This window comes from Curtobacterium caseinilyticum (assembly GCF_030363035.1).
GTDB classification, from domain to species: Bacteria; Actinomycetota; Actinomycetes; order Actinomycetales; family Microbacteriaceae; genus Curtobacterium; species Curtobacterium caseinilyticum.
Map to the genome: position 1 here is coordinate 1 of NZ_JAUCMN010000002.1, position 20,656 is coordinate 20,656.

20 protein-coding genes are annotated in these 20,656 nt (G+C 72.7%); 14 read left to right on the plus strand and 6 right to left on the minus strand.

Translation table 11 applies throughout. From position 1 onward, the window contains the following. Positions 1-301 precede the first annotated feature (301 nt). A complete protein-coding gene (locus tag QUG93_RS02580; RefSeq protein WP_289472068.1) occupies positions 302-1,495 on the minus strand; it encodes a helix-turn-helix transcriptional regulator in 1,194 nt (397 codons plus the stop codon). Positions 1,496-1,766: 271 nt separating this feature from the next. On the opposite strand from QUG93_RS02580, the gene QUG93_RS02585 reads away from it, so the two are divergent. From QUG93_RS02585 to pgi, 4 genes are all read left to right on the plus strand, one after another. Further along, positions 1,767-2,063, plus strand: coding sequence for a metal-sensitive transcriptional regulator (locus tag QUG93_RS02585; protein ID WP_289472069.1), 297 nt, complete (start codon positions 1,767-1,769; stop codon positions 2,061-2,063). A 46-nt stretch (positions 2,064-2,109) separates the two neighbouring features. Beyond that, on the plus strand, positions 2,110-2,328 hold the full coding sequence (locus QUG93_RS02590) for a heavy-metal-associated domain-containing protein (protein WP_289472070.1): 219 nt from the start codon (positions 2,110-2,112) through the stop codon (positions 2,326-2,328). Next, on the plus strand, positions 2,325-4,580 hold the full coding sequence (locus QUG93_RS02595; protein ID WP_289472071.1) for a heavy metal translocating P-type ATPase: 2,256 nt from the start codon (positions 2,325-2,327) through the stop codon (positions 4,578-4,580). Before QUG93_RS02590 ends, QUG93_RS02595 begins: the two co-directional genes overlap by 4 nt. A 116-nt stretch (positions 4,581-4,696) precedes the next feature. Next, a complete protein-coding gene (gene pgi / locus QUG93_RS02600) occupies positions 4,697-6,406 on the plus strand; it encodes a glucose-6-phosphate isomerase (RefSeq protein ID WP_289472072.1) in 1,710 nt (569 codons plus the stop codon). Between the two features lie 188 nt (positions 6,407-6,594). Here pgi and QUG93_RS02605 read toward each other — a convergent pair whose 3' ends face one another. Continuing rightward, a complete protein-coding gene (locus QUG93_RS02605) occupies positions 6,595-7,506 on the minus strand; it encodes a LysM domain-containing protein (RefSeq protein ID WP_289472073.1) in 912 nt (303 codons plus the stop codon). A 110-nt stretch (positions 7,507-7,616) separates the two neighbouring features. On the opposite strand from QUG93_RS02605, the gene QUG93_RS02610 reads away from it, so the two are divergent. The 3 genes from QUG93_RS02610 to QUG93_RS02620 all read left to right on the plus strand — a co-directional run bounded on the left by QUG93_RS02610 (position 7,617) and on the right by QUG93_RS02620 (position 10,648). Continuing rightward, positions 7,617-8,126 (plus strand): hypothetical protein, encoded by a 510-nt coding sequence (locus QUG93_RS02610; RefSeq protein ID WP_289472074.1) that lies wholly within the window; start codon positions 7,617-7,619, stop codon positions 8,124-8,126. A 201-nt stretch (positions 8,127-8,327) separates the two neighbouring features. Continuing rightward, positions 8,328-9,785, plus strand: coding sequence for a sugar porter family MFS transporter (locus QUG93_RS02615; protein ID WP_289472075.1), 1,458 nt, complete (start codon positions 8,328-8,330; stop codon positions 9,783-9,785). A gap of 158 nt (positions 9,786-9,943) precedes the next feature. Continuing rightward, positions 9,944-10,648 (plus strand): DUF4396 domain-containing protein, encoded by a 705-nt coding sequence (locus QUG93_RS02620; RefSeq protein WP_289472076.1) that lies wholly within the window; start codon positions 9,944-9,946, stop codon positions 10,646-10,648. A gap of 79 nt (positions 10,649-10,727) precedes the next feature. On the opposite strand, the gene QUG93_RS02625 is transcribed toward QUG93_RS02620, so the two are convergent. The 4 genes from QUG93_RS02625 to QUG93_RS02640 all read right to left on the minus strand — a co-directional run bounded on the left by QUG93_RS02625 (position 10,728) and on the right by QUG93_RS02640 (position 14,328). Continuing rightward, a complete protein-coding gene (locus QUG93_RS02625) occupies positions 10,728-11,702 on the minus strand; it encodes a zinc-binding dehydrogenase (protein ID WP_289472594.1) in 975 nt (324 codons plus the stop codon). A gap of 27 nt (positions 11,703-11,729) precedes the next feature. Then, entirely contained in the window at positions 11,730-12,152 is a 423-nt protein-coding gene (locus tag QUG93_RS02630) for an organic hydroperoxide resistance protein (protein ID WP_289472077.1), read from the minus strand. A 107-nt stretch (positions 12,153-12,259) separates the two neighbouring features. Next, a complete protein-coding gene (locus tag QUG93_RS02635; protein ID WP_289472596.1) occupies positions 12,260-12,724 on the minus strand; it encodes a MarR family winged helix-turn-helix transcriptional regulator in 465 nt (154 codons plus the stop codon). A 59-nt stretch (positions 12,725-12,783) separates the two neighbouring features. After that, positions 12,784-14,328 (minus strand): Mur ligase family protein, encoded by a 1,545-nt coding sequence (locus QUG93_RS02640; RefSeq protein WP_434533073.1) that lies wholly within the window; start codon positions 14,326-14,328, stop codon positions 12,784-12,786. 114 nt (positions 14,329-14,442) lie between these two features. Here QUG93_RS02640 and mvk point away from each other — a divergent pair, with 114 nt between their 5' ends. The 7 genes from mvk to QUG93_RS02675 all read left to right on the plus strand — a co-directional run bounded on the left by mvk (position 14,443) and on the right by QUG93_RS02675 (position 20,607). Further along, positions 14,443-15,444: a mevalonate kinase gene (gene mvk, locus QUG93_RS02645; protein ID WP_289472079.1), complete on the plus strand. Its 1,002-nt coding sequence runs from the start codon at positions 14,443-14,445 to the stop codon at positions 15,442-15,444. Then, on the plus strand, positions 15,444-16,451 hold the full coding sequence (gene mvaD, locus QUG93_RS02650) for a diphosphomevalonate decarboxylase (RefSeq protein WP_353067757.1): 1,008 nt from the start codon (positions 15,444-15,446) through the stop codon (positions 16,449-16,451). Before mvk ends, mvaD begins: the two co-directional genes overlap by 1 nt. After that, complete coding sequence (locus QUG93_RS02655) at positions 16,448-17,527, plus strand: phosphomevalonate kinase (protein WP_289472081.1); 1,080 nt, start codon at positions 16,448-16,450, stop codon at positions 17,525-17,527. Before mvaD ends, QUG93_RS02655 begins: the two co-directional genes overlap by 4 nt. Then, positions 17,524-18,588, plus strand: a complete 1,065-nt coding sequence (locus QUG93_RS02660; RefSeq protein WP_289472082.1) for a hydroxymethylglutaryl-CoA reductase — start codon at positions 17,524-17,526, stop codon at positions 18,586-18,588. The genes QUG93_RS02655 and QUG93_RS02660 overlap by 4 nt, the downstream gene beginning before the upstream one ends. After that, positions 18,585-19,808: a hydroxymethylglutaryl-CoA synthase gene (locus QUG93_RS02665; RefSeq protein ID WP_289472083.1), complete on the plus strand. Its 1,224-nt coding sequence runs from the start codon at positions 18,585-18,587 to the stop codon at positions 19,806-19,808. The genes QUG93_RS02660 and QUG93_RS02665 overlap by 4 nt, the downstream gene beginning before the upstream one ends. Before the next feature lie 116 nt (positions 19,809-19,924). Then, complete coding sequence (locus QUG93_RS02670) at positions 19,925-20,308, plus strand: DUF7882 family protein (protein WP_289472084.1); 384 nt, start codon at positions 19,925-19,927, stop codon at positions 20,306-20,308. Positions 20,309-20,439: 131 nt separating this feature from the next. Further along, positions 20,440-20,607: a hypothetical protein gene (locus QUG93_RS02675; RefSeq protein ID WP_289472085.1), complete on the plus strand. Its 168-nt coding sequence runs from the start codon at positions 20,440-20,442 to the stop codon at positions 20,605-20,607. Positions 20,608-20,656 lie beyond the last annotated feature (49 nt).

Here is a 20,656-nt window from a genome sequence, read left to right on the forward strand (position 1 = left end):
CCGTTGACCTCACGAGCAGCGATGCCCGCGACCTTCGACACGACGGTGTCGTCGATCGTGGTCTTGCCCGCGGTGCCGGAGGCGTGGGTGCCGGTCGAGCGGGTCGATGCCGGGGTGGTCGTGGTGGTGTCAGCCATGGTGTGCTCCCTTCGATGCCCGCCAGGACACGTTCCCAGCGGTTGCTGTTCACGGATGGGACGGGCTGGCACCGAGGTTCGTCACGCCACCGTCACGGGATCCAGCGCACTTCCAGGAAAAATGCCAGAACGCCGGTTCTCCGTGTACCCCGGAGGGACACGGCTCAGGCGCGGCCGCCGATTCCGGCTTCGGTGTTGCGGGGGGCGGCGTCGCGCACGGACCGCACGTAGGCCATCGGGGACTGCCCGCACTCCTCCTGGAACAGCTGCTGCAGCCGACGGGGTCGGACGCCCGCTGCGGCGGCGATGGCCTCCACGGTCAGGTCGGTGCCCGCGTGTTCGGTGATGTACGCGATCGCGCGACGCACCCGCCACGACGTCCGCCCGGCCTCCGGGCGGGCGGCCCGTGACGTCCGGAGCGTCGCCGCCGGGTCCTCGCCGAAGCGGTCCCGGTAGGCCGCGGCGAAGCGGCCCGGGTTCGTGAAGCCCCACCGGCGGGCGATCGGCGTGACGCCGTCATCGCCGGGCGCCCGCAGGAGCTCGCGGCGCACGCAGTCCAGGCGGTGGTCGCGGAGGAACCGGTTCGGGGTCGTTCCGAGCGTCCGCGCGAAGACGTCCTGCAGGCCGCGTTGGCTGAGCCCGCAGGCGGCGGCGATGTCCGGCACCGAGGGGCGGTCCTGCGCGTGCGCCTCGATGTACCGCACGGCGTCGCGGAGTCGGTTCGCGACCGGGACGTCCTCGCCGCGGTTCCGGATCGGGAAGGTGTCGAGGACGACGACCGCCAACCGGCGGTTCAGTGCCGTCCGCATCTTCCCCACGACGCGGTCGTCGAGCAGTGCGGGCGCGAGGTCCTGCACGAGTCGACGGAGGGGTTCCTGCTGGGCGACCGCGGCGTCCTGTTGGTCGAACAGCAGCGGGCCGCTCGGCATGCGGTACCCGAGCTCCTCGCCGACGGAGCGCAGGAACGAGTCGGAGAGGTGCAGGCCGTTGTAGACGGTGTCGGCGGACGCGAACCGGTACGCCTCGGATGCCGAGGCGATGTAGGGACTGCCGGGCTCGATCACCCGCGTGCGGTCCGCGAAGTGCATCTCGAGGCGCCCCCTGGTGAGCCAGAACACGACGTGGTCCGTCCGCGGTCCGATCAGGCCACCACGACGTCCGCCCTCGGAGCGCATCGTGCGGAGCGTGACGTCGTCGTCCCCGACGATCGTGTACTCGTACCGCGTCCCGTCGGTGACGAAGGTGTCGGAGCCGAGGTCGCTGCCGTTGTACTCGGCCGAGAAGATGCGCGCGTAGTCGGTGCCGTCGCCGTCGGTGAACCGCAGTCGGCGGAATCCGTTCGTCGACGAGGTGCTCACCGGGGCATCATCGCAGCCCTGTCCGGGAAGCGCGCTCCTGCGGGACGCGACCGCGGCCGGACGGGAGGCGCAGGGGGACGCACACCGCGCCTCCCGTCCGGTGCGGCACCCGCCGATCCGCGCGCCGGAGCGGATCGCGCGAGCACGGCGGAGGTCTCCGTCGTCCGGCACCAGCGGTGCAGTGTGCTGACACATTCTCAGGGAGCAGTACAGGTTTCGGTGCTCGAAATACCCCAGGGGGGTACCCTGTTGCACGAGGACGGAGGGCACCGTGACGGAACACACGCACGTCGGGTACATCGACGACAAGGACGACCTGCTCAAGCGACTGCGCCGCGCCGAGGGGCAGGTGCGCGGCATCGCGCGCATGGTCGAGGACGAGACCTACTGCATCGACGTCCTCACGCAGATCTCCGCGGCGAACCGAGCGCTCGAGCGTGTGGCGCTCTCGCTGCTCGAGGACCACCTGCGCCACTGCGTCGCCGAAGCCGTCGCCGAGGGCGGCGAGGCCGCCGACGCCAAGGTGCGCGAGGCGAGCGACGCGATCGCCCGGCTCGTCCGCTCCTGACGTGACGCCCGCTCCACACCACCACCACCACCACGAGGAGGACCCCATGACCACCGAGACCGTCGCCGTGACCGGGATGACGTGCGAGCACTGCGTGGCGAGTGTGACCGAGGAGGTCTCCGAGCTCGCCGGCGTCACCGACGTCGCGGTCGCACTCGTGCCGGGCGGCTCGTCGTCCGTCACCGTCACCTCGGACCGTCCGCTGGACGACGAGGCCCTCCGCGGCGCGATCGCCGAGGCAGGGTACGAGGTCGTGGACCGGTGAACGAGAGCGTCGTCGAGCTCGACATCACGGGGATGACCTGCGCCTCGTGCGCGAACCGCATCGAGCGGAAGCTCGGCAAGCTGCCGGGCGTCAGCGCGACCGTGAACTACGCGACCGAGCAGGCGCAGGTCACGGTCACCGAACCCGACTCGGTCGACCCGACGGCGCTCGTCTCCGCCGTCGAGTCGGCCGGCTACGGCGCGACCGTTCGCGTGCAGCGGCCGGAGCCCGACGCGCCCGACGACACCGCTCCCGCCGACCCCACCGCGCCGCTCCGCCAGCGACTCGTGGTCTCGGCGGCCCTCGCCCTGCCGGTCGTCCTGCTGTCGATGGTGACCGCGCTGCAGTTCCCGAACTGGCAGTGGGCGGCCCTGGCACTGGCCGCACCCGTCGCCGTGTGGGGTGCCCTGCCGTTCCACCGGGCCGCGTGGGTGAACGCCCGCCACGGTGCCGCCACGATGGACACCCTGGTGAGCGTCGGCGTCCTCGCTGCGTTCGGGTGGTCGCTGTACGCCCTGTTCCTCGGTGACGCCGGACGTGCCGGCATGCACATGACCTTCTCGTGGTTCGCGACCGACCCCGAGGCGAGCGACCTCTACCTCGAGGTCGCCTCGGCCGTGACGGTCTTCATCCTCGCCGGTCGGTACATGGAGGCCCGGGCGAAGCAGCAGTCCGGTGCCGCACTCCGTGCGCTCCTCGAACTCGGGGCCAAGGACGCCGCGGTGCTCCGCGACGGTCCCACCGGCACGGTCGAGCGCCGGGTGCCGACCGCGTCGCTCGTCGTCGGCGACCTCGTGGTCGTGCGCCCGGGGGAGCGGATCCCCAGCGACGGCGTCGTGCGAGAGGGGTCCTCCGCGGTCGACCTCAGCATGCTCACGGGCGAGTCCGTCCCGGTCGAGGTCCGGCCCGGTGACCGGGTCACCGGAGCGACCATCGACGTCGGCGGCCGGCTCGTGGTCGAGGTGACGGCGGTCGGTGCCGACACCGAACTCGCCCGGATGGGTCGGCTCGTCGAGGAGGCACAGACCGGCAAGGCCGCGGTGCAGCGTCTGGCCGACCGGGTCTCCGGGGTCTTCGTCCCGATCGTGATCGGCCTGGCCGTGCTCGCCTTCGTCGGGTGGCTCGTGGCCGGCGGCTCGCTGACCGCGGCGTTCACCGCGGCCGTCGCGACGCTCATCATCGCCTGCCCCTGCGCGCTCGGCCTCGCGACGCCCACGGCGCTCCTGGTCGGCACCGGGCGGGGGTCGCAGCTCGGCATCCTGATCGGCGGACCGCAGGCGCTCGAGCGCACCCGCACGGTGGACACGATCGTGCTCGACAAGACCGGCACCGTGACCACGGGGGAGATGCGCGTCGCGGCGGTGTCGGTGGTCCCCGACGCCGGTGTCGACGAGGGCGAGCTGCTGACGCTGGCCGCCGCCGTCGAGGACGGGTCCGAACACCCCGTCGCGCGGGCGGTCGTCCTGGCCGCGCAGTCGCGGGACCTCGACGTCCCCACGGCGGAGCAGTTCGCCGCGACGCCCGGCGCGGGGGTGCAGGCCGTGGTCGACGGCGAGGTCGTCGTCGTCGGCACCGCGCGCTGGCTCGCCGGGTCGTGGGCCGTCACCGTGCCCGGGGCGCTGGCGGCACAGGTCGCTGCGGCCGAGGACGGCGGCGGAACCGTGGTCCTCGTCGCTCGGGGCGGGACGGTGCTCGGCGCGGTCGTCGTCGGCGACACCGTGAAGCCCGAGGCGGCGGACGCGGTCCGGCGCTTCGTCTCCCTCGACCTCCGCCCGGTGCTGTTGACCGGCGACAACGAGGGCGCCGCCCGCTCCGTCGCTGCGCAGGTCGGGATCGACGAGGTCCACGCCCGCGCGACCCCCGCTTCGAAGCTCGACACGGTCCGCGGGCTGCAGGCCGAGGGACGGACCGTCGCGATGGTCGGCGACGGCGTGAACGACGCGGCAGCCCTGGCGGCGGCAGACCTCGGCATCGCCATGGGGGCGGGGACGGACGCGGCGATCGCGGCGAGCGACATCACGGTCGTCAGCGGTCGGCTGACCGTCGTGGCCGACGCGGTCCGACTGTCGCGGGCGACCCTGCGGACGATCCGGGGCAACCTGTTCTGGGCGTTCGCGTACAACGTCGCGGCGATCCCGCTCGCGATGGCCGGACTGCTCAACCCCGTGCTGGCCGGCGCGGCGATGGCGTTCTCGTCGGTGTTCGTCGTCACGAACAGCCTGCGACTCCGTCGCTTCGCCCCCACCGCGTGACCCGGTGGCCTGTGCGCGGCGACACCGCGACGGCACTACGCTCGGACGTGGTCCGCGACGCAGCGCTGCGGTGACCCGCGGTCCAGTACGTCTTGAAGGTACCCAGGAGGACCGAAGTGACCGAATCCGCTCCCGTCGACCCCACATCGACCGACGGCTGGAAGACGCTCGCCGGCATCGCCGACGGCTTCACCCCGGACCTGCGCGGCTGGTTCGACAGCGACCCCGGTCGCGCCGAGCGCTACACGTTCCAGGCCGCCGACCTGACCGTCGACCTGTCGAAGGGCCTGGTCGACGACGAGATCCTCGGCGCCCTGCTGCAGGTCGCGAAGGACACGAACGTCGCCGAGCGCTTCCAGGCGATGCTCGCCGGTGAGCACATCAACGTGACCGAGGACCGCGCCGTGCTGCACACCGCGCTCCGTCGTCCGAAGGGCATCGAGCCCGCGCTCGTCGTCGACGGCCAGGACGTCGACGCCGACGTGCACGCCACCCTCGACAAGGTCTACGCCTTCGCGTCGAAGGTGCGGGACGGCTCGTGGACCGGTGTCACCGGCAAGCGCATCGAGACCGTCGTCAACATCGGCATCGGCGGCTCGGACCTCGGCCCGGTCATGGTCTACGAAGCACTCAAGCCGTACGTCCAGCCCGGTCTCGAGGCGCGCTTCGTCTCGAACATCGACCCCGCGGACATCTACGAGAAGACCGCGGACCTCGACCCCGAGACCACGCTGTTCATCGTCGCGTCGAAGACCTTCGGCACGCTCGAGACCCTCACCAACGCCCGCCTGGCCCGCCAGTGGCTGTGGGAGAAGCTGGGCCTGACCGGTGCGAGCGACGACGAGAAGTCCGATGCCGTCGCGAAGCACTTCGTCGCCGTCTCGACCGCGCTCGACAAGGTCGCCGCGTTCGGCATCGACCCGGAGAACGCCTTCGGCTTCTGGGACTGGGTGGGCGGCCGCTACTCGGTCGACTCGGCCATCGGCACGAGCGTCATCATCGCGATCGGCCAGGAGAACTGGGAGCAGTTCCTCGCGGGCTTCCACGCGATCGACGAGCACGTCCGCACCACGCCGCTCGAGCAGAACGTCCCCGTGCTGATGGGTCTGCTCAACGTCTGGTACACGAACTTCCTCGGGGCGCAGAGCCACGCGGTGCTGCCGTACACGCAGTACCTGCACCGCTTCGCCGCGTACCTGCAGCAGCTCACGATGGAGTCGAACGGCAAGCGCGTCCGCTGGGACGGCACCCCGGTCACGACCGACACCGGCGAGGTCTTCTGGGGAGAGCCGGGCACGAACGGCCAGCACGCGTTCTACCAGCTGATCCACCAGGGCACGCGCCTGATCCCGGCGGACTTCATCACCGTCGCGAAGCCGGCCCGCCCGCTGAAGGACGAGTCCGGCGACGGGAAGGCCGTGCAGCCCGGGCAGGACGTCCACGCGCTGTTCCTCGCGAACTTCTTCGCGCAGACCAAGGCGCTGGCGTTCGGCAAGACCGCCGACGAGGTCCGCGCCGAGGGCACCACCGACGAGGGGATCGTCGCGGCCCGCACCTTCACGGGCAACAAGCCGTCGACGTCGATCCTCGCGCCGGAGCTCACCCCGAGCGTGCTCGGCCAGCTCATCGCGCTCTACGAGCACATCGTGTTCACCGAGGGCACCATCTGGGGCATCGACTCGTTCGACCAGTGGGGCGTCGAGCTCGGCAAGCAGCTCGCGCTGCAGATCGCCCCGGCGGTCGACGGCGACCAGGACGCCCTCGCGTCGCAGGACTCGTCCACGAAGGCGCTCATCGCCAAGTACCTGGAGCTGCGCGGCGCGTAGCGACGCATCCACGGGACGGACGGGAGGCGCGGTGCCGGCTGGCACCGCGCCTCCCGTCCGTCCTCGCGCTGGCACCTGAGCGACCCGGCCCCGAGACTCGGCCCCGCGGACGTCTTCGCGGCTCGCGGGCCGCGAACTTGTCCGCCTGCGCGAGACTCGGCAAGCGCGTGCTCGGGCGAGCGCGCGCCTCAGCGGGCGAGCGGGTCGAGGTTGAGCGACGTGCCCTCGTAGAGGTACTGGTCGTCGCCGAAGACCTGCACGCCCTCGTTCAGCCAGACCAACGCCTTCACGCTGATGCCGAAGCGGGCGGCGACGTCGCCGATCAGGTCGTTCCGCGCCACCGTGTAGGAGCGCGGCGCGCCCGATGCCGTCGCGGCGGTCAGCTGTCCCGCGGCGTTCGCCCGGGCACCCCCGTCGACCGGGTGCACGTTCGTCTGCCGCGCCGGGACGGACCACCGCACCGGCGCCACCGCGAGCACCTTGTCCGTCGCGATCTCGACGGGCACGTCCGCCTGGCCGGGCTGTGCGGCCGAGGACACCACGAGTGTGACGAGCCCGGACGGGTCCACCCCGGAACCGTCGAGCGGCACCGACGTCGCCAGGGGTGCCGAGGTCGGACCGCCGAGCACGACGTCGCCGACGCCGTGGTAGGTCAACCCGTCGCCGACCTGGCGTGACCGCTCGAAGAACCCGACGTCGATCGGCACCGGCAGCGTCGACGTGACGCCGCTGTACTGCGCCGTGAAGGTGTCGTCCCCGTCGGCGACGACGCGGTAGTGGAAGTGGATGCTCCCCTTCGGCGAGGCGACGTCGCCCTCGCTCAGGACGGTGCCCGCGGGGATGGCGGTGAGCACCGGGTCGGGGAGCGCGGCCTCGGTGGGGACCGGGGTCGGCGCGACCGGGGTGGCCGACGCCTCGAGCAGGTCGGCGTCGGATCCGCCGTCCGGCGTCGCGGTCGGGGTCGCCTCGGCGGTGCGGGTCGCCGTCGGCGGGTCCGAGGGCGCCGGGAGCGCTCCGTCGGACCCGCGCAACAGCGAGCAACCGGACAGCGCGACGACGGTGACCAGGCAGGCGGCGCCGGTCGCAACGGTTCGGTTCATGATTCCCCCTCGGGTCCCGATGGTACTGCCGGAGACGGAGCGACCGGCTCGTCGGGGGCCGGGATGTGTCCTGAGGTGGAGCTGTCGGTCCGAGCGGCTAGCGTCGAGGCATGGACCGCCACGAGATCCTCGCCGCAGCAGCCGCCGCCCACGCCGCGCGCATCGCCGAAGCAGGAGGGGACGACACCGCCGCCCGGCAGCGAGCGGCAGCGGTCGACGGGCGGCAGCACGGTGGCGACGAGGGCGCGGCGGATGCGGCACGGGCCGTCGAGCGTCGACGCGCCGGCGAGGTCGAGCGGGCGGCCGAGCGCACCGAGGGCGCCCTGTCCGACTGGCACCGCATGGGCACCCGCCGCGGTGTGACGCCGGATGAGCAGCTCCGGAGCGCCTGGACGGTCACGGGGGTGCCGGAGCCGGGGGCCGCCCGCGCCCTGGCGAACGTGCTCCTGTCCACCGCCGGGCACGCCGGTCGCGTGGCGGACGCAGCACGGCGGAACCCGGCCCTCGGCGGTGCCGCGAGTGCGGCTGCGCGCCGGACCGTCCGCCGGTACACCGACCACGGTGCCGGCATGGCCTCCCTGGGGGACGTCCTCGGTGACGGGCCCGGCGGTACGGACTGACGCCCACCGCCACCAGCCCGCGCCCGGTGCTGCGCCATGATGGTGTCGGGCCGTGACACATTGGACCGCTCCCTCGCTGACCAGGTGTTTCGTGGACCGGTCCAAACGTCACATCGACAGAATGTCCAATTGACAGGACATGGATTCGGGTTACGATCGGCTCACGCGAAGACGCGATCACCCGACGAAGGAGTCATCCGAATGGTCGACATCAAGCCGACGCAACCGAGCGTCGCACTGCCCCCGGTCGGCGAGGGGCCGCACCGCCGCCGTCTCGGCGTCCTCGCCCTGGTCGCGACCTTCGGCGGGTTGCTCTTCGGCTACGACACGGGCGTGATCAACGGCGCCCTGCTCCCCATGAAGGAGGAGCTCGGCCTGACGAACCTGACCGAGGGCGTCGTCACGAGTTCGCTGCTCTTCGGCGCGGCGATCGGTGCGATGCTCGGCGGCCGGATCGCCGACGGCTGGGGGCGTCGCAAGACGATCATCCTGCTCGCGGTGGTCTTCTTCGTCGGGACCCTGACCTGCGTCTTCGCGCCGGCCTTCGGCGTCATGGTCGTCGGACGTGTCCTGCTCGGCCTCGCGGTCGGCGGTGCGTCGACGGTGGTCCCGGTGTTCCTCGCCGAGCTCGCCCCGTACGAGATCCGCGGGTCGCTGTCCGGCCGCAACGAGCTCATGATCGTCGTCGGTCAGCTCGCCGCCTTCGTGGTGAACGCGATCATCGGCAACCTCTGGGGCGAGGGCAACGGCGTGTGGCGCGTCATGCTCGCCGTGTGCGCCCTGCCCGCGATCGCGCTCTTCGTCGGCATGCTCCGGGTCCCGGAGTCGCCGCGGTGGCTCGCCTCGAAGGGGCGCTACGGCGAGGCCCTCGGGGTCCTCTCGCAGATCCGCTCGGAGGAGCGCGCGAAGGCCGAGCTCGACGACATCAAGCGGACGAACGAGCTCGAGGCGAAGGTCCAGCGCGAGAGCGGCTGGCGGGTGCTGCTCGGCAACAAGTGGCTCATCCGCATCGTGCTGATCGGCGCGGGCCTCGGCGTCGCGCAGCAGCTCACCGGCATCAACTCGATCATGTACTACGGCCAGACGGTGCTCATCGAGTCCGGGTTCCAGGCGTCGGCGGCCCTCATCGCGAACATCGCCCCCGGTGTCATCGCCGTGATCGGTGGCTTCATCGCGATCTACAACATGGAGAAGATCAACCGCCGCACGACGCTGATCCTCGGGTTCTCGCTCACGACGGTCTGCCACTTCCTCATCGGCATCGCGTCGATGACCCTGGTCGACGGCAACCCGGCTCGTCCGTGGGTGATCCTGTTCCTCGTCGTCGCGTTCGTCGGCTCGATGCAGACCTTCCTCAACATCGCGGTCTGGGTCCTGCTCTCGGAGATCTTCCCGACGCAGATCCGGGCGCTCGGCATGGGCATCGCGGTCTTCTGCCTCTGGATCGCCAACGCGTTCCTCGGCCTGTACTTCCCGACGATCGTCGCGGCGACCGGCATCACCGGCACCTTCTTCGGCTTCGCCGCCGTCGGGGTCCTCGCGCTCCTCTTCATCTGGAAGTTCGTGCCCGAGAGCCGCGGCCGCACCCTGGAGGAGGTCGAGGAGGGCGTCACCACCGGCAACATCTTCACGGTCCCCGCGAAGCAGTCGCGGCGGTAGCAGCCCACACGACGGGACGGGAGGCACGGTGCCAGCGGGCACCGTGCCTCCCGTCGCGTCGTGTGGTGGCCGGGGGACACGTCACTGACCCCGGGCGCTCGCCGGGTCGGTAGCCTGCACGGTCGTCAGGGGACGACGATCACCGGGAGGCGTGCACGATGACGGAACTGCAGGTGGGAGACCTGCCGACGGCGCTGACGGTCGTCTGCGCGGTGCTGCTGGCCGTCGCGATCGGGTGCGCGGTGTTCGTCACGGTCGACGTCCTCCGGCACCCGCCGCACATGCGCGTGATGACCCTGGTCTGGCCGCTGACGATGCTGTTCGGCAGCGTGGTGTGGCTGGTCTTCTACCTGCGCCGGGGCCGTGCGACGGTGGACGGTCACGGGCGCTCGGCGGGGACGGCGATCGACACGAGCCACTGCGGGGCCGGGTGCGCGCTCGGTGACCTCGTGGGCGAGTTCGGGCTCGTCGCCTTCCCGGCACTGGGCACGCTCGTCGGGCTCGGGACGCTCTACCAGGACCGCATCGTCGCGGGGTGGATCATCGACTTCGTCATCGCCTTCGCGGTGGGCATCGCGTTCCAGTACGCGGCGATCGCGCCGATGCGGGGACTGGGCTGGCGCGCCGGGATCGTCGCCGCGCTCAAGGCCGACACGCTCAGCATCACGGCATGGCAGGTCGGCATGTACGGCGCGATGGCCGTGCTGCAGTTCGCGATGCTGCCCGCCCTGCTCGGCGGCCGGGTGGGCGTGCTGACGCCCGAGTACTGGGTCGCCATGCAGGTCGCGATGGTCGCGGGGTTCGTCTGCTCGTACCCGATGAACGCGCTGCTCGTGCGGAAGGGGCTGAAGGAGGCGATGTGACGTCGCCTGCGCGCCCGGTGGCGGACGGGAGGCCCGTGGCGGTGTCGCCACGGGCCTCCCGTCGGTCGTGTGGTCGCGTCTACGGGCGCAGGAGCACCTTGCCGACGCGGCCGGCGGTGTCGCTGGCACGCGCGGCGTCGCGGGCGTCCTCGAAGACGAAGGTCTCGGAGACGGGGAGCGTCAGCGAGCCGTCGAGCACACGGGTGATGAGCTCGCCGAAGAGCTGCCCCTTGGTCTCGGCCGGCATGGTCTTGCTGACGACCGCGCCCCAGAAGCCCTTGATGGTGAGCTGGCCGAAGATGACCTTGCCGGACGGGATCTCGAGCGTCGGCGACGCCATGGCGCCGAAGACGACGAGCGTGCCGTCCTCGCCCATGACCGACGCGATGTCACCCGCGGCCTTGCCGCCGACGGACTCGACGCCCGCGACGATCGGCGCTCCACCGGTGAGCTCGCGGACCTGGTCCTGCCAGCCCTCGGCGTCGGTGGCGACGATGCGGTCGATGCCCTGCTCGCGGAGCTCCTCGACCCCCTCGGCACGACGGACCAGGCCGATCACGTTGATGCCGCGGGCCTTGCCGAGCTGCGCGACCATGCGGCCGACGGCACCGTTCGCGGCGTTCTGGATGATCCAGTCGCCCTCGTGCAGGTCGAGCGAGTGCAGCAGGCTGATCGCGCTGAACGGCATCGAGACGAGCTGCGATGCGGCCTCGTCGGGCATGGCGTCCGGCACGGGGACGAGCCCGGCGGCGTCGGCGACGTAGTACTCGGCCCAGACGCCGAAGGTGCCGCCGGCGACGCGCTGGCCGACCTGGAGCCGGTCGACGCCCTCGCCGAGCGCCTCGACGACGCCGAGCGCCTCGGTGCCGCTGGCGGCGGGGAGCTCGGGCTTGAAGCCGTAGGTGCCGCGGATGGTCCACAGGTCGTGGTTGTGGATCGGGGAGAGGACCGTGCGGACGAGCACCTGGCCGGGGCCGGGCTGCGGGACGGGCCGCTCGGCGACGGTCAGGACGTCGGCCGGCTCGCCGAAGGTCTCGTGCACCACGGCACGCATGGTGGTGGGGACGGAGTCGGTCACGGGTCAGTCCTCCGAGACGACGATGGTGACGTCGATGTTGCCGCGGGTGGCGTTCGAGTACGGGCAGACCTGGTGCGCAGCGTCCGCGAGGGCCTGTGCCTGGTCGTGCTCCATGTCGGGGATGACGACCTCGAGCATGACGGCGAGCTGGTAGCCGCCCTGGCCGTTCGGACCGATCGAGACGCGACCGCCGACGGTCGAGTCGGCGATCTTCACCTTCTGCGCGCGGGCGACGCCCTGCAGTGCGGAGTGGAAGCACGCGGCGTAACCGGCGGCGAACAGCTGCTCGGGGTTCGCGCCGTTGCCGGATCCGCCCATCTCCTTCGGGATGGCGAGGTCGTGCTCGACGCGGCCGTCGCTGGTGGCGACGTGGCCGTTGCGGCCTTCGCCCGTGGCGAGGGCCTCGGCGGTGTAGAGGACGTCCATGTGGGTCCTTCCTTCCTTCGTGGGGTCAGTGGGCCGGCGCGGCCGGGGCCGGGGCCGGGGCCGGGGCCGGGGGTGAGTCTCGGGCTGGGCGACCGGTCTCGCGGCGATCAGCCCGAGGACGGTCGCTGGGCGCGGGACTCGGGGGCGGCGCCCGGGGCAGGTGCCACGGCGGCGTGCATGGTCGCGGTGAGGCGCTGCAGCGTCGCGATGAGCTCGAGGGCGGCCTGCTCGTCGGGCAGGCCCATCCCCGTGGCGATCTGCGCCGGGACGTGGGCGAGTTCGGCGCGGATCGTGCGGCCGCGCTCGCCGAGGGTGACGGTGACGACGCGCTCGTCGGTACTGCGACGTTCGCGACGGACCAGGCCCGCCTGCTCCATCCGGCGGAGCAGCGGCGACAGGGTGCCGGAGTCGAGCTGCAGGTGGTCGCCGAGACCGGACACGGTCTGGTCGCCCTCGATCCAAAGGGTCACGAGGACGAGGTACTGCGGGTACGTCAGCCCCCAGGGCTCGAGCAGGGCCCGGTACGCCTGGGTGGTGGCCCGGGACGCCGCGTAGAGCGAAAAGCACACCATCTCGTCGGTCACCGGCACGTCGCAAGTGTTGCACGCAAGCCGGTTGTGCACAACTCTTCTCAGCGCGCGGCCAGCTCGCACGACTCCTGCGGGTGACCCGCCTCGACCAGGGCACGCTGCGCGTCGCGGAACGACGAGTACGGCACGTGCGCGCCGGCCACGTCCCGGTAGTCGGTGAGTCCCGGTCCGGCCCAGTACACGGCCCCGTCGTCGCCGACCGCTCCGATCGCCAGGCGGATCGCGCGCGCCGGGTCGGGCTCCTCGACGACCACGGCCCCGGTGCTGACCGAGCGTGCTCCGGCGAGGATCGCCGCCCGGATCGGGTCGGGAGCCTCGGTCCGCGGGTGGTGGTCCGCCACGACGACCACGTCCGCCGCCGTCGCCGCGACGACGCCCATCGCGTGTCGCTTGCTCGGGTCACGGTCGCCGTCCGCACCGAGGACGATCGCGACGGTGCCCGGGACGACGGCCCGCACGGCCGCGAGGCTCTTCGCGAACGCGTCGGGCGTGTGCGCGAAGTCGACCCAGACCCGCGGCCCGGTCGGAGCCGAGGCGTCCGCCATCCGCCCGGGCACGTCGACGTCGAGCGGCCGCGCGGTGGCCGCCAGCAGCTCGTCGAACGGCACGCCGGACACCGCGAGCACCACCAGCGCGAGGCCCGTGTCCGCGGCGGCGTGCACCCCGAGCAGCGGTACCGAGAAGCGCAGGACGGAGCCGTCCGGCGCGGTCAGCGTCGCGCTGGTGCCCTCCGCCCGCAGGTCGGTGACGCGGACGGTCCAGTCGGCGGCCGCGTCCGCACGGGTGCTCACGGTCGTCACCGGGACGCCGGCACCCGCGACGATGCGGCGTCCGGCGGGGGAGTCGAGCGAGACGACCGCCGCTCGTGAGCGTTCCGGGGTGAAGAGCTCGGCCTTCGCCGCCAGGTAGGCGTCCATGTCGGCGTAGTCGTCCAGGTGGTCGTGCGACAGGTTCGTGAACGCGGCGACGTCCACCACGACGCCGTCCGTGCGGTGCCGGGTGAGCGCCTGTGCGCTGACCTCCAGCGCGACCCCGCCGACCCCGGCCTCGGCAGCTGCCGCCAGGAACGCGTGCAGTTCGGGCGCCTCGGGCGTGGTCAGGGCGCTCGCCGCGGCGGTGTCGCCGATCCGGCGGTCGACCGTCGAGCTGTGCGCGGTACGGCGTCCGAGGCGCCGCAGCAGGGCGTCCAGGACGTGCACGGTGGTCGTCTTGCCGTTCGTGCCGGTGACGCCGAACACCGGGAAGGGCAGGACGGCCGTGCCGTACACCGTCGCGGCGACCGCCCCGAGCACCGCTCGCGGGTCGGGGACGACGAGCACCGGGAGGCCGGTGCCGCCCGCAGGCGCCGCGCCCTCGGCGTCCGTCAGCACCGCGACGGCACCGGCTGCGACTGCGACGGACACGTGGTCCGCGCCGTGCGCGCGGCGTCCGGGCAGTGCGGCGAAGAGGCCGCCGGGCCGGACGTCGGCGGCCGAGACCGCGACCCCCGTCACCTGCTCGTCGCCGTCGTGGGCGGTGCCCGCGGCGGTCGCCACGACGTGCAGCGGCACGGGGAACGGCCGGCGTGGTTCGAACACGTGCGTCATCGGAGCCTTCCGTCGGGTCCGTCGATGGTGCACCGCGCGAGCCGTGCTCCCGCCCAGCCAGGACGAGCGACGCGACGCGCGACGGACGGTCCGGTTAGGCTGACCCGAGCCACGATGACCAACCACGACACCGACAGCACCGCGGACCACGCCGCGACCCCGGGAGCAGGAACCACCCTCCGCACCGGCACCGCGTCGTCCCACGGCAAGACGATCCTGATCGGCGAGCACGCCGTGGTCTACGGCGTCCCCGCGCTCGTGCTCCCGGTGCTCGACGTCCGTGTGACGGCCACCGCGACACCCGTGGCCCTCGACGCGGGCAGCCGGCTCGAGTCCACCGTGCACACCGGGCCGCTCGACACCGCGCCGGCGGCCGTGCTGCCGACCGTGACCGCGGTGACCGCCACCCTCCGCCACCTCGGTGCCCCCGAGCAGCACCTGCACGTGGTCGTCGACAGCGCGGTCCCGACCGCGCGCGGCATGGGGTCGAGCGCCGCCGTGGCCGCCGCCGTCACGGCAGCCGTCGCGGACGTCTTCGGTCGGACGCTCGACGTCGAGGAGCACCACGAGCTCGTGCAGGAGTGCGAGCGCGTCGCGCACGGTCGCCCGTCCGGACTCGACGCCCGGGGCGTGGTCGCGGACGTCCCGGTCTGGTTCGAGGACGGCGTGGTCGAGCCCGTGCCGCTCGGGGCCGTCTTCACCTTCGTCGTCGCCGACACCGGCGTCCCCGGGCACACGCGGCAGGCAGTGGCCGCCGTCCGTGCCGAGCACGACCGGGACCCGCAGGCGGTCGATGCCGTGATCGCAGCGATCGGCGACCTCGCGCGACGCGCACGGGGGACACTCGTGGATGGCGATGCACAGGCCCTCGGTGCCACCATGGACGCCGCGCACGAACTGCTCACCGCGCTCGACGTGTCGAGCGCGGACCTCGACCGGCTCGTCGACGCCGCACGCCGTGCGGACGCCCTCGGCGCGAAGCTCACCGGAGGTGGGCGCGGCGGATGCGTCCTCGCGCTCGCCGCGGACGGGGAGCACGCCGACCGCGTGGCCGCCGCACTCCGCGCCGCCGGTGCGACGGAGACCTGGACCACCACGATCGGAGCCCGCGCTTGATGACCGCCACCGCCGTCGCGCACCCCAACATCGCGCTCGTGAAGTACTGGGGCAAGGCCGACGCACGGCTCGCCCTGCCGGCGACGGGCAGCGTCTCGATGGGGCTCGACGTGTTCCCGACGACGACCACGGTGACGCTCGACACCGCGGCGGACGCCGACTCGCTCGTGCTGAACGGCGGGGCCGCACCCGACGGCGCCCTGCTGCGGGTCCAGCAGTTCCTCGACCTCGTGCGGGAGCTCGCCGGGTCGCCGGTCCGCGCCACGGTCGACTCCGAGAACACCGTGCCGACCGGCGCCGGCCTGGCGTCGAGCGCCTCGGGCTTCGCGGCGCTCGCGACGGCGGCTTCGGCCGCGTACGGGCTCGACCTGTCCGAGCGCGACCTGTCCCGCCTCGCCCGTCGGGGCTCCGGCTCCGCCACCCGGTCGATCCCGGGCGGCGTGTCCGTCTGGCACGCCGGTGACGACCAGGGCTCGTACGCCGAGCGCATCGCCGCGCCGCCCATGGCCATGGTCGTCGTGACGATCTCCGCCGGCGAGAAGGCGATCGGGTCCCGCGAGGCGATGCGGCGCACGATCGCGACGTCGCCGTTCTACCCCGCGTGGGTGACGAGCACGACCGAGACCGTCGGCGAGATGGTGGACGCCTGTGCCGCCGGCGACTTCACCCGCATCGGTGAGCTCACCGAGAGCAACGCGCTCCGCATGCACGCCACGATCGAGGGTGCGTTCCCGCCCATCCGCTACCTGAACGCCCGCAGCGTCGCCGTGTTCGACGCCGTCGCGGCGCTCCGCGCCGCCGGGACCGAGGCGTACGCCACCGCCGACGCCGGTCCGAACGTCGTCGTGCTCACGAAGCCGGAGGACCGGGCCGCCGTCGCGACCGCGCTCGCCGACCTCGGCGACGTCATCGAGTCGGGCACCGGACCAGGCGCGCGGGTCGTCCGCTCCGAAGGGACGGAGGCGCCCGGAGCGGGCGCCGCCCGACCGGAGGAGACCGCCGAGTGATCGAGTTCCGCGCCCACGGCAAGCTGTTCGTCGCGGGCGAGTACGCCGTCGTGGAGCCCGGGCAGCCGTCCGTGCTCATCGCACTGGACCGTGCGATCACCGCCCGGGTCGCCGAAGGGCACGGAGCCGGCAGCGTGCACTCCGAGGAGTACGGGCACCTGCCGCTCACGTGGACGCGCGACGAGGACGGCCTCGCGCTCGACCGCGAGCACCACCCGTACGACTACGTCATGGCGACGATCGACCTGGTCGAGAAGCTCCGTGCCGAGCGCGGGATCGCCCCGCGGTTCCACGACCTGCGCATCGAGAGCCAGCTCGACGACGCCAGCGGGCGGAAGTTCGGGCTCGGCTCGTCCGCCGCGGTGACCGTGGCGACCGTCGGGGCCCTCGACCGCTTCTACGGCATCGGCCTGTCACAGCGCGACCGGTTCCGCGTCGCCCTCCTCGCGACGGTCCGGGTCAACCCGCGCGCCTCGGGCGGCGACCTCGCGGCGAGCACCTTCGGCGGGTGGCTCCGCTACAGCGCACCCGACCGCGAGCGCCTGGTGGGCATGCTCGACGCCCGCAGCGTGACCGCGATCCTCGACGACGTCGACGCGTGGGCGGGGTTCGACGTGCAGCGTCTGCCCGCTCCGACGGACCTCGAACTGCTCGTCGGCTGGACCGGGTCACCGGCGTCGACGACGAAGCTGGTCAGCGTGGTCCGGAAGCACCGCAACGGCGGGTACCAGGCGTTCCTCGACGACAGCCGCGCCTGCGTCGACGACCTGACCACGGGCCTCCAAACCGGCGACGCGTCGATGACGCTCGACGCGCTCCGTCGCGCGCGCACGCTCCTGCAGCGCCTCGGCGCGTCCGTCGGCTCGAAGATCGAGACCGAGCGTCTCGCCACCCTGTGCGACGTCGTCGAGGCGGCCGGTGGGGCGGCGAAGCCGTCCGGCGCCGGCGGCGGCGACTGCGGCATCGCGCTCGTCCCGGCGGACACCGACCTCGCCGGCATCCACCGCGCCTGGGAGGCGCACGACATCAGACACCTCAGCGTCGCGGTGCAAGCACCCGAAGGGAGCGTCGAATGACCGACCTGCTGACCCCGATCCCCACGAAGTGGGTGGGGCCGATCCGCGTGAGCGGCAACGCCGTCGAGGGCGAGCACGAGGTGCCCCTCGCCACGTACGAGTCGCCGCTGTGGCCGTCCGTCGGTCGCGGAGCCCGCATCTCGCGCATGGTCGAGGGCGGCATCGTCGCGACCGTCGTCGACGAGCGGATGACCCGTTCGGTCGTCGTGAAGGCCGACAGCGCCGCCGCGGCGCACATCGCCGCCGGTCGCATCCTGGCGCGTCAGGACGAGCTCGAGCAGATCGTCGCCGGGCAGAGCCGGTTCGCGAAGCTCATCGAGGTGCACCCCGAGATCGTCGGCGACCTGCTGTTCCTGCGCTTCGCGTTCACCACGGGCGACGCGTCCGGCCACAACATGGTGACGCAGGCGGCGGACAAGCTGCTGCCGGCGATCCTCACCTGGGAGCCGGGCCTGCGGTACGTCAGCGTCTCCGGCAACTTCTGCACGGACAAGAAGGCGACCGCGGTGAACGGCATCCGTGGTCGCGGCCGGAACACCATCGCCGAGATCGTCGTCCCCGGTGAGATCGTCGAGAAGCGCCTGCGCTCGTCCGCCGCACGGATCGCCGAGCTGAACGTCGCGAAGAACCTGGTCGGCTCGACCATCGCCGGTGCCCTGCGCTCCGCGAACGCGCACTACGCGAACATGCTGCTCGGCTTCTACCTCGCGACCGGGCAGGACGCCGCGAACATCGTCGAGGGCTCCCAGGGCATCACGTACGCCGAGGCCCGTGGCGACGACCTGTACTTCTCCACCGCCCTGCCGCACCTGATCGTCGGCACGGTCGGCAACGGCAAGGGTGGCGACCTGCCCGTCGTCGAGGACGCCCTCGTGCGCCTCGGCTGCCGCGAGGACCGCGAGCCCGGTGCGAACGCCCGGCGCCTGGCCGCCCTGTGCGCGGCGACGGTGCTCTGCGGTGAGCTGTCGCTGCTCGCCGCGCAGACCAACCCGGGGGAGCTGATGGCGGCGCACGTCGCCATGGAACGTCGCGGGTCGAAGCCCGCCGGAGGTGCAGCATGACCGCCCAGCAGCAGCCCGCCCAGCAGCAGCCCGCCCAGCAGCAGCCCGCCCAGCAGCAGCCGCTGTCCGTCGGCATCCACGACATCGCGATCGCGACCGGCCACCACGTCCTCGAGCTCGACGACCTGGCCGAACGCCTCGGCGTCGACCCGGCGAAGTACCACGTCGGCATCGGCCAGGACGCCTTCAGCGTGCCCGCCCCCGACGAGGACATCGTCACGATGGGCGCCGCCGCCGCGAAGGAGGTCATCGACCGCCACGGCGTCGAGGGCATCCGCACGGTGCTGTTCGCCACCGAGTCCGGCGTCGACCAGTCGAAGGCCGCGGGCGTCTACGTGCACGGGCTGCTCGGCCTGCCGCAGAACGTCCGCGTCGTCGAGCTGAAGCAGGCCTGCTACGGCGGGACCGCCGCGGTGCAACTCGCCCTCGGCATCATCGCCCGAGCCCCGCACGAGCGCGTGCTCGTCATCGCCGCCGACGTCGCCCGGTACGACGTCGACACCGCCGCTGAGCCCACGCAGGGCGCCGGCGCCGCCGCCATCCTGGTCTCCGCCGACCCCGACCTGGTCGAGATCGAGCCGGCCGCGGGCGTCTTCACCGCCGACGTCGACGACTTCTGGCGGCCGAACGACCGCTCCACCGCGCTCGTCGACGGGCGCTTGTCCGTCAGCGCCTACGTCGACGCCTTCGTCGGTGCGTGGGACGACCTGGCGGCGCAGGGCGGCCCGGCGTACGAGGACATCGTCCGGTTCGTCCACCACCAGCCGTTCACGAAGATGGCGCTCAAGGCCCACCGGAAGCTCACGCAGCACGTCGGTGTGCCCTTCGACGAGTCGGAGCTCGCGACCGGCTTCACGTACAACCGGCAGACGGGCAACACGTACACGGCGTCGCTCTGGATCGGGCTCGCCGCGCTGCTCGACCTCGACGACGACCTCGGGGGCGAGCGGATCGCGCTGTTCAGCTACGGCTCGGGCAGCGTCGGCGAGCTCGTCACCGGCATCGTGCGACCCGACTACCGCGACCACCGTCGGCAGGGCCGGGTCGGCGCCCTGCTCGCGGCGCGCGTGCCGCTGTCGGTCGACGCCTACCGGGAGCTCCACGCCTCGGGCGCGGCGACGAGCGTGGACGTCGAGCGTCCCCGGGTCACCGCTGCGCCGTACCGCTTCGTCGGTGTGCGCGGCGGCGCACGGCACTACGAGGCGACCGGGCAGGACTGAGCGACCCGTCACCGAGGCACGGCCGGTGGCGGACGGGAGGCCCGTGGCGACCCCGCCACGGGCCTCCCGACGGTCTGACCGCGCGACGCCAGCCGGGTCGGTGTAGACGGAGGCTCATGGGTCAGTTCATCTACGACGGCGAGGTGCTCGACCTCCGCGTCGACGACCGCTCGCTCACGCACCTGCAGATCGTCATCGTGAACATGCTGCGGCGCGACCACCGCTTCGTGTTCTCGTGGAAGGACGACGTGCTGCACGGGGACGGCCGGAGCTCCGTCTGGCTGCACCCGAACGTCAGCCTGCGCTTCACGTTCTCGGGCAGCCGCGTGCCCTCGATCAACCGCAGTTGGCTCGAGGACCTCTACGCCACCGCGACGTCGGGATCGGGACTCGTGCTCACCCCGGAGCCGATCGACACGAGCACCGCCGGTGACTCGGCGTGGTCCGACGCGGTGGTCCCTGGCGACGAGGAGTCCTCGACCGCCGGCGACAGGGAGTAGCACAGCCTCCGGCGCGGGTCAACGGGTACCGACGGTTCCGTCGGGCTCCGTACCCTCTCTGTACCGCGGGTCGTGCTCCCCGGGTCGGCGACAGGGCGCCGCCGGGCACGGCCGCGAGGGGAGGGAACCGCATGTCCGCGCCGGAGAGCTCGCACGACGACCGTGTCGGGACGGTCGTCGCCGCGGAGGATCGGCACGAGGTCTGGATCAGGGGCCTCCTCGTCGAGCCGGACGGGTGCACGCTGTACTCGGACTTCTTCGTCGACGGACGTGCGGAAGCGCCGGCCGTCACCGGGTGACGGTGCCCCTCCTGCGCTCCGGCCGTCGTGCCCCCTTCGACGGCCGGAG

Coding starts and splice junctions, on each gene's coding strand:
- QUG93_RS02590 (WP_289472070.1), top strand. CDS start 2,110: ATGACCACCGAGACCGTCGCCGTGACCGGGATGACGTGCGAGCACTGC.
- QUG93_RS02605 (WP_289472073.1), bottom strand. CDS start 7,506: ATGAACCGAACCGTTGCGACCGGCGCCGCCTGCCTGGTCACCGTCGTC.
- QUG93_RS02610 (WP_289472074.1), top strand. CDS start 7,617: ATGGACCGCCACGAGATCCTCGCCGCAGCAGCCGCCGCCCACGCCGCG.
- QUG93_RS02615 (WP_289472075.1), top strand. CDS start 8,328: ATGGTCGACATCAAGCCGACGCAACCGAGCGTCGCACTGCCCCCGGTC.
- QUG93_RS02620 (WP_289472076.1), top strand. CDS start 9,944: ATGACGGAACTGCAGGTGGGAGACCTGCCGACGGCGCTGACGGTCGTC.
- QUG93_RS02625 (WP_289472594.1), bottom strand. CDS start 11,702: ATGCGTGCCGTGGTGCACGAGACCTTCGGCGAGCCGGCCGACGTCCTG.
- QUG93_RS02630 (WP_289472077.1), bottom strand. CDS start 12,152: ATGGACGTCCTCTACACCGCCGAGGCCCTCGCCACGGGCGAAGGCCGC.
- QUG93_RS02635 (WP_289472596.1), bottom strand. CDS start 12,724: ATGGTGTGCTTTTCGCTCTACGCGGCGTCCCGGGCCACCACCCAGGCG.
- QUG93_RS02640 (WP_434533073.1), bottom strand. CDS start 14,328: ATGACGCACGTGTTCGAACCACGCCGGCCGTTCCCCGTGCCGCTGCAC.
- mvk (WP_289472079.1), top strand. CDS start 14,443: ATGACCAACCACGACACCGACAGCACCGCGGACCACGCCGCGACCCCG.
- mvaD (WP_353067757.1), top strand. CDS start 15,444: ATGACCGCCACCGCCGTCGCGCACCCCAACATCGCGCTCGTGAAGTAC.
- QUG93_RS02660 (WP_289472082.1), top strand. CDS start 17,524: ATGACCGACCTGCTGACCCCGATCCCCACGAAGTGGGTGGGGCCGATC.
- QUG93_RS02665 (WP_289472083.1), top strand. CDS start 18,585: ATGACCGCCCAGCAGCAGCCCGCCCAGCAGCAGCCCGCCCAGCAGCAG.
- QUG93_RS02670 (WP_289472084.1), top strand. CDS start 19,925: ATGGGTCAGTTCATCTACGACGGCGAGGTGCTCGACCTCCGCGTCGAC.
- QUG93_RS02675 (WP_289472085.1), top strand. CDS start 20,440: ATGTCCGCGCCGGAGAGCTCGCACGACGACCGTGTCGGGACGGTCGTC.